The sequence below is a fragment of the Pseudomonas sp. SMV7 genome, assembly GCF_052041995.1.
Taxonomy (GTDB): Bacteria; Pseudomonadota; Gammaproteobacteria; order Pseudomonadales; family Pseudomonadaceae; genus Aquipseudomonas.
Genome location: NZ_JBKGGT010000005.1, coordinates 293,212 through 304,823, shown reverse-complemented (window position 1 = coordinate 304,823; position 11,612 = coordinate 293,212). Strand labels below are relative to the sequence as shown.

The following is an 11,612-nucleotide window of genomic DNA, read 5'->3' as shown; positions in this document are numbered from 1 at the left end:
CTGGTACAGGCAACACAAGCCCCAGGCTCAGATCACAACCTGAAATGCCCCACCATCCCCTTCAGATCGGTACCCAGCTGCGCCAGCTCGATGCTCGACCGGGCATTGTCCTGCATCGCCAGTGCCGCCTGATCGGCACTGCCGCGGATTTGCGTGACGCTGCGGCTGATCTCTTCCGCCACCGAGCTCTGCTGCTCGGCCGCCGCGGCAATCTGCTGGTTCATCTGCTGGATCAATGACACCGCCGCGGCAATGCTGCCCAGCGCGCTTTCGGTCTGCAGCGCATCGGCCACCGCCAAACGCACCAGCTCGGTACTGTCGCGAATCTGCGCCACTGACTGCTGGGCATTGCCGCGCAGGCTGGCAACCAAGGTTTCGATCTGCTCTGTCGATTGCCGGGTACGTCGCGCCAGGGCCCGCACCTCGTCAGCCACCACGGCGAAACCACGCCCCTGCTCACCGGCCCGGGCCGCTTCGATGGCAGCATTGAGCGCCAGCAGGTTGGTCTGTTCGGCCACGCTCTTGATCACTTCCAGCACATCGCCAATGGTGTGGATTTCCGCACTGAGGCTGTCGATACCGGCACTGGCGGTTTCCGCTGCCGCCGCCAACTGCTCGATACGCTGCATGCTCTGGCGCACCACCTGCTGCCCGGAATCGACCTTTTCGTCGGCAGCCTGGGCGGCCTGGGCCGCCTCTTCGGCGTTGCGCGCCACGTCGTGAACGGTGGCCGTCATCTGCTGCATGGCCGTCGCCACCTGCTCGGTTTCATCCTTCTGGCTGCCCACTTCGCGGTTGGTCTGCTCGGTCACCGCCGACAGCGCTTGGGCATTACCGGCCAGTTGCTCGATACCCTGCTGCAAACCGCTGACGATTCCCGCCAGCCCCTCCGCCATCTGCTGCATGGCCTGCATCAGCTGGCCCACTTCATCACGACGTGGCGCCTGGGCGTCAAAGCCCAGCTCACCGGCGGCAATACGCTGTGCGCGGGCGATCACATGCTTGAGCGGGCCGACCACGGCACGGGTGATCAACCAGGCGGCCAGCACACCGACCAACAGTGCCAGGGCTGTCGCCAGGCCAATGGCCACGGCGTTGCGCTGCAGTTCGCCCTGCAGCGCCTGCTCCTGCGCCTGGTAGGCCTGGTCGACCCGCCCGGTGACCTGCTCGGCACTGGCCTGTAGTTGCGCCTTCAGTCCTTGCTCGCGGGCCAGCTGGTCAGTGTATTCGTTGAGTTTTTCCGAGAAACTGCCGATGTGCCCCGCCACTTCGCCCAGCACGCTCTGGTAGCCGGCGTCGCTGACCGCGCCCTGCAACTGGCCGACCAGGCTGGCGGCCTCTACAGTCTGGGCGATGCGCTCCTGGCTGACGCCCTCTTCCCCTTTGCGGCTTTTTTCCAGGCGTACACGCGCTTCGTCCATGGCCTGCAGCATCAGCCGCGACACCTGCGCCACCTGCGCAGCCTGTTCCAGGAAGGTGCCGCCCTCCTGACCTTGGGACTGCTTGAGGGTGTAGACGCCATCGTCGGCCAGGCCGGACTGCAGCACATCGAGGTTGTTGGCCACGCTGGACACCGACCAGCTGGCCATGTCCAGCGCCAGCTCCTTGGCTTGCACCGCCTCGACAAAGGCTTCGAACGCCTGCCCATAGGCCGTCAGGTCGGCCTCCGCCGCGGCCAGTGCCGGCAGGCCACGCGCACGTTCGGCCAGGCTCTGCAGGCCGCTGCGCAAGGCCTCGGCCTGTTTTATGTCAGAGCGCAGGGCGAACGCCTGCTCATGCTGGCGCAGGCGCAGCAGGTCGGTATTGAACTGGCCCAGCTGGCGCAGGCTGTCGAAGCGCTGGCCAACGCTGTGCAGCGCAGCGATGCCGATGGCCGCTACCGCCAGGGTCAGCACCAGCACCAGGGCAAAACCCAGGCTGAGTTTGCGGGCCATGCCCAGGTTGGCCAGCACACCGTGCTTGCTCGCGCCCATTGCCGATTCCCCTTCTGCTGGCGAGGTTATCTTGAAGGCCAAGGGTGGCAACGTTGCCAGCCGATGAACAAGGGCCTGACGCCAGAATAGTGTCAAATAGCTATGAGCGTGTCGCTATCAGCTTTGCAGAGGTCGCCCTGCGTGCTGAAAGAAGGCTTGCGCGCGGGCGTCCTGCCCATAGGCGACATTGATGCGCAACCAGGCGCTGGCAGCGCCCTGGTAATCGAAGGCGCTCCCCGGGGTCAGCAGCACCGCATGCTGCAACGCCAGGCGCTCCAGGCTGGCGAAATCACGCCCTGGCACACGCGCCCAGACGAACATGCCGCCATAGGGTTCGCAGAACACTTGCCAGCCCGCCAGTTCCAGCTGGCCAAGCAACTTCGCCATGTGCTGCCCCAGGCGTACACGCAGGCGCTGCATGCTCTTGCGGTAGCTGCCATTGGCCAGCATCTGCCCCACTACCTGCTCGGCAAAACGCGAGGTGCCGATACCGCTGACCATCTTCAATTCGGCCAGGCGCGCCACCAATCCCGGGTCGGCGGCCAGATAGCCGACCCGCAGCGAGCTGCTGAGGGTTTTCGAGAAGCTGGCCATGTAGATGACCCGCTGCTCGCTGTCGAGCGTGGCCAGGCGAGTAGCCGGCCCCTCCTGGAAGTCGGCGTAGATATCGTCCTCGATGATACGCAGGTCATGCTCGCGGGCCAGCTCCAGCAGGCGGTAAGCCACCTTGGGCGTCAGGCTGGTGCCGGTGGGGTTGTGGTACAGGCTGTTGATGAACAGGCAGCGTGGCTTGTGCGTGCCCAGCAGCGCTTCCAGGGTTGCCAGGTCGGGCCCCTCGGCGCCACGCGGTACCGGCAACATTTGCACCTGGTGCTGGCGCAGCAGGTTGTAGAGGTTGTAATAACCGGGGTTTTCCACCAGTACCGTGTCGCCGGGACGCAGCAAGGTGCGCACCAGCAGGTCGAGGCCATGACTGGCGCCATGGGTGGTGAGGATACGTTCGGGGCCGGCGGCGACGCCCTGTTGCGCCAGGCGCTTGTGCAACTGCTGGCGCAGGCTGGCAAGGCCCAGGGGTGGGCAGTAGTCGAACAGGTCCTGAGGGTTGCCGCGGCTGACCTGGCGCACCACCTGGGCCAGCTCGGTGGCGGCGCGCCAGTTGCTCGGCAGCCAGCCGCAGCCCAGCTTGAGCAGTTCGTCATGGCCCTCGCGGAATTGCCGCCAACTGCCGTCTGCGGCTTCGCCCCAGGGTTGGGTGTCGTCCGCTGCCAGGCCTGGTTTGCGCTCGGCGACGAAAAAACCGGTGCCATGACGCGCTTCCAGCCAGCCACTGGCAACCAAGCGGTCATAGGCTTCGATCACACACGACGCGCTGACCGCCTGGCTGCGGGCCAGGGCGCGGATTGACGGCAGGCGTGCCCCGGGGCGCAGGCGCTGCTGGTCGATCCAGGTTTGCAACTGGTCGGTGAGTTGCTGCACCAAGGGCGTAGGACTGGTGCGGTCGAGGGTCAGGTGCATTGTGGTTACTGTTTGCTGGTTTTGAGCGAACAGTTAAGCATAAATGCGCTGAGGGTGTATCTGGTGGGTGAAATGGGCAGGCACCAGAGTAGGCAGGGCTGGCCCTTCCGCGGGCAAACCCGCCAAGCGGCCGGCGCAAACACGAGCAAACCAGGACCCTGACCATGCCCTTCGCTCCGGCCCGACTGGCCTTCGCCCTCTGCCTGATCACCATGGCCGTCAACTTGCCGGCCCCGCTGTATATCACCTACGCCGACCTTTCCGGCCAGGGCGCTGGCGCCACGGCCGTGGCATTCGCCGGCTATGTACTTGGAGTACTGCCGGTGCTGCTGGCCTTGGGCGGCCTGGCAGACCGGGTCGGACGTCGGCCGTTGATCCTGACCGCCCTGGCCCTGTCGATCGTCGCCAGCGGGCTCATGCTGCTGGCCCCCAGCCTGCAGACCCTGGGCCTGGCGCGCATGTGCCTGGGCCTGGGCACGGCACTGGCCACCGCTACGGCAACCGCCTACATGGGCGAGCTGATGGGCCGCGAACATGACCCGCGCGCCGCCACCTGGGTGACTGCCAGCACCTCGCTGGGCTTTGGCCTGGGCGCAGCGCTGACCAGCCTGTTCCTGCTGCGCGGGCCCAGCCTGACCCCGGGCAGCTTCTATCTGCAGTTGCTGCTGGCTGCGTTGGCCATGGCGCTGGTGTGGCGCCTGCCCGACCCTCGGCCGGCACAGCGCCTTCCCATGCTGCGCCTGCCCTGCTACCCGCGTGGCAGCCTGGGCTATGGCCTGGCCATCCTGCTGGCGTGGGCCTGCTCGGGGCTGGTCATCGCCCTGCTCCCCGGCATTCTGCGCGAGCATGGGCTTAGCGTCTGGTCAGGGTTCTCGACCTTTTGTGTCATCAGCTGCGGGCTGTTGTTCCAGCCGATGGCGCGTCGCCTGGGCAGCCGTACGGCAACCTTGCTGGGGCTTCTGATATTGCCGTGCAGCTATGCCGTGCTGGCCTGGGGCGCGGCCAACGGGCAACTGGGGGCCGTGCTGCTGGGCGCGGTAGCGGCCAGCAGTGCGTGTTACGGGTTTATCTACCTGGGCGGTCTGGCGGCGGTGAACCAGCTGGCTGGCAGCGAGAAGACCCGGGCCAGTGCCGGTTTCTTCCTGCTGGCGTACCTTGGGTTCAGCTTGCCGGTGATCGTCACCGGGCTGCTGAGTGACCGGCTCGGGGCGCGGTTGGCCTTGCTGGTGTTCGGTGGGGCGCTGACAGTGGGGTGCGTGGCGCTTGGGCTGGCCTTGCTGTCCGGCTCGCTGAAAGCCGCCCAGGCGGCACGCTCGGTGTAGGAGCAGTGACAGTGGCCTCAGATCGCCGTGGCCCCGCCATCCACCGTCAGGCAGTGCCCGGTGGTAAACGCTGCGCCGTCACTGCACAGGTACAGCACCGCGCTGGCAATCTCCTCGACCTTGCCAATCCGCCCCACCGGGTGCATGGCAGCGGCGAACTCGGCCTTGCGCGGGTCGGCCTGGTAGGCACGGCGGAACATGTCGGTGTCGATGACCGCCGGGCATACCGCATTCACGCGGATTCCCTTCTTGGCATATTCGATGGCAGCTGACTTGGTCAGGCCGATCACCGCGTGCTTGGAGGCGCTGTAGATGCTCATTTTCGGCGCTGCGCCAAGCCCGGCGACCGATGCGGTATTGACGATCGCACCACCGCCCTGGGCCAGCAGCAGCGGCAGCTGGTACTTCATGCACAGCCACACGCCTTTGACATTGACACCCATGATGGCATCGAACTCGGCCTCGCTACCCTCGGCCAGGCGGCCCTGCTCGATCTCGATGCCGGCATTGTTGAAGGCATAGTCGAGCCGGCCGTAGGCGGCAATCAGGCGTTCGTGCAACTGGCGCACCTCGGCGTCGCGGGTGACATCACAGGCAATGAACAGCGCCTCGCCACCCGCCGCGCGGATCAACGCCACACTGGCCTCGCCACTGGCCGGGTCGAGATCGGCCACCACTACCTTCAGGCCCGCCCGGGCGAACGCCAGGGCGGTTGCCCGGCCGATGCCGGCGGCGCCGCCAGTGACCAGGGCGACCTGGCCAGAAAAGGTCATGCTCATCGCGTGCTCCTGAGAGTGTTGGGTGAGGTCCGGAGCATAGTCAGCCAGTAACCGGCCGGGCAGCATCATCACCCCTCCGGTTGAGCTACCATGCTTGTCAGTGATGTTACGGACCTGCCTCCATCAACAAGGTAGATTGGATGCCTGACCTCTCCACTGCCCACAAGGACCTGCCATGACCCAGACCAACCGCCGCTTCCTGCTCGCCAAACGCCCGGTCGGCGCCGTGCGCCGTGATGACTTCAGCTTCGAGACCGTTCCCGTCGAACAACCCGGCGAAGGCCAGGTACTGGTGCGCAACCTGTACTTGTCGCTGGACCCGGCCATGCGCGGCTGGATGAACGAAGGCAAGTCGTACATCCCCCCGGTGGCGCTGGGCCAGGTGATGCGAGCGCTGGGTGTTGGCGAGGTGGTCGCCTCCAACCACCCCGCTTTCACGCCGGGCGACCATGTAAGCGGCGCCCTTGGCGTGCAGGACTACTTCACCGGCGATGCCCAGGGCCTGCACAAGATCGACCCCAGCCTGGCCCCCCTGCCCCGCTACCTGTCGGCACTGGGCATGACCGGCATGACCGCCTACTTCGCCCTGCTCGAAGTCGGCCAGCCCCAGGCCGGCGACACCGTGGTGATTTCGGGTGCGGCTGGTGCGGTGGGCAGCATCGTCGGGCAGATTGCCAGGATCAAAGGCTGTCGCGTGGTCGGCATTGCCGGCGGTGCCGAGAAGTGCCAGTACCTGAAGGAAGAACTGGGCTTTGACGGGGTGATCGACTACAAGGCTGAGGACGTGCTGGCTGGGCTGAAGCGCGAATGCCCGAAAGGCGTCGATGTGTATTTCGACAACGTGGGTGGCGACATCCTCGACGCCGTGCTGACCCGCATCAACTTCAAGGCACGCATCGTGATCTGCGGCGCAATCAGCCAGTACAACAACAAGGAGGCGGTGAAAGGTCCGGCCAACTATCTGTCACTGCTGGTCAATCGCGCACGCATGGAAGGCTTTGTGGTAATGGACCATGCCAAGGACTATGGCAAGGCCGCGCAGGAGATTGCCGGGTGGCTGGCCAGTGGGCAGGTGAAGAGCAAGGAGGATGTGGTGGACGGGTTGGAGACCTTCCCCGAGACGTTGCTGAAGCTGTTCAGCGGGGAGAACTTTGGCAAGTTGGTGTTGAAGGTTTGATCGCGGGGCCGGGCCTGCAGGTGCAGGCCATGGAAGGTTAAGCACCTGCTAGATCGAGCGCCGGGCGGGCGGCGCTCGATCTAGCCGGCACCCTGGTGCTCAGGGCGAGCACCTCAGTGCAGACAACTTACCCACGAATCTCCGCCACCACCGCTGCCAGCGCCTGCGCCGGGTCGGCGGCCTGGCTGATTGGGCGGCCGATCACCAGGTAATCGGAACCTGCATCCAGCGCCTGGCGCGGGGTAAGAATCCGCCGCTGGTCATCCTGCGCACTACCTGCCGGGCGAATACCCGGCGTCACCAGCTGCAGCGACGGGTGCGCCGTCTTCAGCGCCGGGGCTTCCAGCGCCGAGCACACCAACCCGTCCATGCCCGCCTTCTCGGCCAGCGCCGCCAGGCGCAGCACCTGCTCCTGCGGGTCGATATCCAGGCCGATACCGGCCAGGTCTTCACGCTCCATGCTGGTCAGCACGGTCACGCCAATCAGCAACGGCTGCGGGCCGCTGCGCTTGGCCAGTTCCTCACGGCAGGCCGCCATCATGCGCAGGCCACCGGAGCAATGCACGTTCACCATCCATACGCCCATCTCGGCCGCCGCCCTCACCGCCATGGCGGTGGTATTGGGGATGTCATGGAACTTGAGGTCCAGGAACACTTCGAAACCCTTGTCGCACAGGGTTTCGACAATGCCCGAAGCGCTGCTGGTGAACAGCTCCTTGCCAACCTTCACCCGGCACAGCGCAGGGTCAAGCTGGTCAGCCAGCATCAGGGCGGCCTCGCGGGTAGGGAAATCCAGGGCGACGATCAGGGGCGTCTGGCAGGCGGACATGGGCAGGGTCTCTTGGCAAGTCGAAAACGGCGCGCATTGTAAACGAAGTGGCACAGGCTTTGGGGACCGCGGATCACGGAATTGGCCCGGCACGGCCTGGCTCCTATAATTGAACCAACGGAACGGGTAATTGCTCAAAATTCGTACAAGCACTGCCCCTCATTGGTAAAGGAGAACGACACATGCCCTGGTATGCCTGGCTGATACTCATCATAGCCCTCGGCTCCATCGTTGGCGGGCTGATGCTGCTGCGCGACACGGCAAAGAAGCTGCCGCTGACCGAGGAGCAACTGCGCAAGGTGCATGAGCGCAATGCCGAAGCGGATGCCAAGGATGCGCAAGACCGCTGAAAGCCAAAGCCAACGTTTCAGCCAGCATTTTGACGCGACGCGCAGATAAAAATAACTTTTTGTTCTAATGGGAATTTATTGCTGTGGCTTAACGCCCCTACCGCTACAAAAGGCCGCTCCTGCAAAAAATAACGATCCATCGCGAGAGCGGCCTTGCGCGGGATTGGCTTGTAAAGCGGCCTGAGGTTTCAAGACAACCTCAACGCAACAGCCGCCTCCCCTGCCGCTTATTTCACCATCAGCTTGTCCCGATTCCGCTCCAGCAGTGCATTACCGATGCCCTTGATCTCAAGCAACTCATCCACCGAGGCGAAGGGCCCATTGGCCTCCCGATAGGCCACGATGGCCTCGGCCTTGGCCTTCCCAATGCCATTCAGTTCCTTCTGCAAGGTCGCCGCATCAGCCGTGTTCAGGTCCAGCCGCTGCGGCTGCGGTGCCTGTTGCTCACTGACCACAGGCACCGGCTCGGGCGTCGCCGTTGCGCTGGCCGGGGCCGCGCTGACAGAAAAGGACAGGCTGGCGAACAGGGGCAGCAAAAGGTACGACAGTACGTTGTTACGCATGGTGAACACTCCTTGGGTTGGTCTTATCCAGCAGCCGTTCTCCTTCGGCTGCGTAATCAACCCTAGCGGTTCTTCGATCATGCAAACAGCTTCGCGCTTCGGTTATTCGTTACTGAATCCGACAATAAAGAAAGCAAGTTGGTCCACTGCAAAAATAATGGCATTGCGCCATGTTTATGGGTAACTTCATGAAAATGCGGCGGTAGCAAATTGCTTGCTGTTAAATTCCCGTTTAACCTCGGCTTCATTCGGACCAACAGCCGTTGCTTTTCCTACAACCCTTATCGGCCAAGGCTTCCAGCCATTCGTCGTATGCCTTCGTCGAATTGACCCGACTGGCATGATGCCTGAATAACATCAAACAATCGTTTTTCCCGATTCAAATTTGGAAATCGGATCCAATTAGTCGATAGATATGGCCAATTTCCTACATGAAGGGGAAAAAAACGTGCCATAGAGGGTGTCAGAGAGATGACGAAATGATAAATTTGCGTTCATTGGACAACCGCCACGCTTGAAGGATCCGAGCTCAGATGAATTTTTCTTCATGCCCCCCCAGGCTTCCAGCTCGCTTCGGTGTGCGTGGAGTAGCCCAGGCCACCCCCCTCGGCCGTTTTGTGTAACACCCTCGAGCCGCACCCGTAGCACCCGATACAACCGCCTTCACCCTCCATACACAGAAGACCGTCGCCGTGCCCCTCAAGACCCTCACTGTATTCGGCACCCGCCCAGAAGCCATCAAGATGGCTCCGCTGGCCCTCAACCTTGCCCAAGATGCCCGTTTCGAGTCGCGCGTCTGCGTCACTGGCCAGCACCGCCAGATGCTCGACCAGGTCTTGGAGCTGTTCGAGATCTCGCCCGACTATGATCTGAACATCATGAAGCCAGGCCAGGATCTGACCGATGTGACCACTGCCATCCTGCAGGGTCTCAAGCCTGTTCTGGCTGAATTCAAGCCCGACGTGGTGCTGGTCCACGGCGACACCGCTACAACCTTGGCCACCAGCCTGGCCGCCTACTATCAGCAGATCCCTATCGCTCATGTTGAAGCAGGCCTGCGTACCGGCAACCTGTATTCGCCGTGGCCGGAAGAAGGCAACCGCCGCCTGACTGGCGCCCTGGCCGCCCTGCATTTCGCACCGACTTCCACTTCGCAGGACAACCTGCTGAAGGAAGGCATCGACGCTGCGACCATCCATACCACCGGCAATACCGTGATCGACGCGTTGCTGGAAGTGGTGCGCAAACTGGAAAGCCCCCAACTGAAAAGCCAGTTCGAAACCCAGTTCAGCTTCCTCAACCCGCAGCGGCGCATGGTACTGGTCACCGGCCACCGTCGCGAAAACTTCGGGGGCGGCTTCGAACGCATCTGCCAGGCCTTGGTACAAACCGCGCGTCAATTCCCTGACGTGGACATCGTGTACCCGGTGCACCTCAACCCCAACGTACGCGAGCCGGTCAACCGGCTGTTGGCTGACGTCAGCAACATCCACCTGATCGAGCCACTGGACTACCTGCCGTTCGTCTACCTGATGACCCGCTCGTACCTGATCCTGACCGACTCCGGTGGCATCCAGGAAGAAGCCCCCGCCCTGGGCAAGCCGGTACTGGTGATGCGCGACACCACCGAGCGCCCTGAAGCCGTCGCCGCCGGTACCGTCAAGCTGGTCGGCACCGACGTCGAGTCGATTACCGAGCACCTGGCGAAACTGCTCACTGACGATGCGACCTATCGCGAGATGAGCTTTGCGCATAACCCCTACGGCGATGGAAAAGCGTGCGCGCGAATCCTCGACGCACTCTCCGCCTTCTCTAACCCCAAGGACGCAGCATGAGCTTCAACAAGATTTCTGTCGTAGGCCTGGGCTACATCGGTCTGCCAACCGCTGCCGTTTTCGCCGCCCGCAAGAAGCAGGTGATCGGTATCGATGTGAACCAGCATGCGGTCGACACCATCAACCGCGGCGAAATCCATATCGTCGAGCCTGAGCTGGACATGGTGGTGCATGCTGCCGTCACCGAAGGCTACCTGCGCGCCTCTACCGTTCCGGAAGCAGCCGATGCCTTCCTGATTGCCGTGCCAACCCCGTTCATGGATGACCACCAGCCGGACCTGAGCTACATCGAGTCCGCCAGCAAGGCCATTGCGCCAGTGCTGAAAAAGGGTGACCTGGTCATTCTCGAATCTACTTCGCCGGTCGGCGCCACCGAGCAGATGGCCTTCTGGCTGGCCCAGGCGCGCCCGGACCTGAGCTTCCCTCAAACCCACGGTGAAGATTCCGACATCCGCGTGGCCCACTGCCCTGAGCGCGTACTGCCCGGCCATGTGCTGCGCGAGCTGGTGGAAAACGACCGGATCATCGGCGGCATGACCGCGAAGTGCTCGGAAGCAGCCGTGCGCCTGTACCGCACCTTCGTTGAAGGTGAGTGCATCGTCACCAACGCGCGCACGGCGGAAATGTGCAAGCTGACCGAAAACAGCTTCCGTGATGTGAACATCGCCTTCGCCAACGAACTGTCGATCATCTGCGACAAGCTGGACATCGACGTATGGGAGCTGATTCGCCTGGCCAACCACCATCCGCGCGTCAACATCCTGCAGCCTGGCCCGGGCGTGGGCGGCCACTGCATCGCCGTCGACCCGTGGTTCATCGTCAGCCAGACCCCGGAGCAGGCACGCCTGATCCGCACCGCCCGCGTGGTCAATGACAGCAAGCCTGAGTGGGTGATCGACAAGGTCAAGATGGCCCTGGCCAACTTCCTGATCAAGCACCCGGGCAAGTCGGCCCAGCAAGTGAAAATCGCCTGTTACGGCCTGGCCTTCAAGGCCGACATCGACGACCTGCGCGAAAGCCCGGCGCTGAGCATCGCCGAGCGCCTGGGCAATGAGCTGGAAGCCACCCTGCAACTGGTCGAGCCGAACATCGAAGCCCTGCCGCAGCGTCTGGCGCAGCACGAGCATGTGGAATTCGACTATGCGCAGGACAGCGCAGACATTCACGTACTGCTGGTGAAACACCGCGAGTTCCGCGGCACCTTCAACGTGCGTGACGCAGCATTCGTGATCGACGCCGCAGGCGTTACCCAGGCTTGATGGACCAGAC

10 protein-coding genes and 1 pseudogene are annotated in these 11,612 nt (G+C 63.4%); 5 read left to right on the top strand and 6 right to left on the bottom strand.

Annotated features, from left to right (window positions below):
- Nucleotides 1-32: 32 nt before the first annotated feature.
- The 3 genes and pseudogenes from ACLEJP_RS09180 to ACLEJP_RS09170 form a co-directional block, all read right to left on the bottom strand.
- Nucleotides 33-737, bottom strand: coding sequence for a methyl-accepting chemotaxis protein (locus ACLEJP_RS09180; RefSeq protein ID WP_440805730.1), 705 nt, complete (start codon nucleotides 735-737; stop codon nucleotides 33-35).
- A gap of 204 nt (nucleotides 738-941) precedes the next feature.
- Nucleotides 942-1,421: pseudogene (locus tag ACLEJP_RS09175) on the bottom strand (methyl-accepting chemotaxis protein); the annotation flags it as partial.
- Nucleotides 1,422-2,090: 669 nt separating this feature from the next.
- On the bottom strand, nucleotides 2,091-3,488 hold the full coding sequence (locus ACLEJP_RS09170) for a PLP-dependent aminotransferase family protein (RefSeq protein ID WP_440805711.1): 1,398 nt from the start codon (nucleotides 3,486-3,488) through the stop codon (nucleotides 2,091-2,093).
- A gap of 164 nt (nucleotides 3,489-3,652) precedes the next feature.
- Here ACLEJP_RS09170 and ACLEJP_RS09165 point away from each other — a divergent pair, with 164 nt between their 5' ends.
- Nucleotides 3,653-4,810, top strand: a complete 1,158-nt coding sequence (locus ACLEJP_RS09165; RefSeq protein ID WP_440805708.1) for an MFS transporter — start codon at nucleotides 3,653-3,655, stop codon at nucleotides 4,808-4,810.
- A 17-nt stretch (nucleotides 4,811-4,827) separates the two neighbouring features.
- On the opposite strand, the gene ACLEJP_RS09160 is transcribed toward ACLEJP_RS09165, so the two are convergent.
- On the bottom strand, nucleotides 4,828-5,589 hold the full coding sequence (locus ACLEJP_RS09160) for an SDR family oxidoreductase (protein WP_440805704.1): 762 nt from the start codon (nucleotides 5,587-5,589) through the stop codon (nucleotides 4,828-4,830).
- A 175-nt stretch (nucleotides 5,590-5,764) separates the two neighbouring features.
- Between ACLEJP_RS09160 and ACLEJP_RS09155 the strand changes: the two genes are divergently transcribed.
- Entirely contained in the window at nucleotides 5,765-6,766 is a 1,002-nt protein-coding gene (locus ACLEJP_RS09155) for an NADP-dependent oxidoreductase (protein WP_440805701.1), read from the top strand.
- A 127-nt stretch (nucleotides 6,767-6,893) separates the two neighbouring features.
- Here ACLEJP_RS09155 and pyrF read toward each other — a convergent pair whose 3' ends face one another.
- Nucleotides 6,894-7,595 (bottom strand): orotidine-5'-phosphate decarboxylase, encoded by a 702-nt coding sequence (pyrF, locus tag ACLEJP_RS09150; protein WP_440805698.1) that lies wholly within the window; start codon nucleotides 7,593-7,595, stop codon nucleotides 6,894-6,896.
- 182 nt (nucleotides 7,596-7,777) lie between these two features.
- On the opposite strand from pyrF, the gene ACLEJP_RS09145 reads away from it, so the two are divergent.
- Nucleotides 7,778-7,945: a DUF2897 family protein gene (locus ACLEJP_RS09145; RefSeq protein WP_010952850.1), complete on the top strand. Its 168-nt coding sequence runs from the start codon at nucleotides 7,778-7,780 to the stop codon at nucleotides 7,943-7,945.
- Nucleotides 7,946-8,172: 227 nt separating this feature from the next.
- On the opposite strand, the gene ACLEJP_RS09140 is transcribed toward ACLEJP_RS09145, so the two are convergent.
- Nucleotides 8,173-8,508, bottom strand: a complete 336-nt coding sequence (locus tag ACLEJP_RS09140) for a ComEA family DNA-binding protein (RefSeq protein ID WP_440805728.1) — start codon at nucleotides 8,506-8,508, stop codon at nucleotides 8,173-8,175.
- Between the two features lie 692 nt (nucleotides 8,509-9,200).
- Between ACLEJP_RS09140 and wecB the strand changes: the two genes are divergently transcribed.
- Nucleotides 9,201-10,343, top strand: coding sequence for a non-hydrolyzing UDP-N-acetylglucosamine 2-epimerase (wecB, locus tag ACLEJP_RS09135; RefSeq protein ID WP_440805696.1), 1,143 nt, complete (start codon nucleotides 9,201-9,203; stop codon nucleotides 10,341-10,343).
- Nucleotides 10,340-11,602, top strand: coding sequence for a UDP-N-acetyl-D-mannosamine dehydrogenase (gene wecC / locus ACLEJP_RS09130; RefSeq protein ID WP_440805694.1), 1,263 nt, complete (start codon nucleotides 10,340-10,342; stop codon nucleotides 11,600-11,602). The genes wecB and wecC overlap by 4 nt, the downstream gene beginning before the upstream one ends.
- Nucleotides 11,603-11,612: the final 10 nt, after the last annotated feature.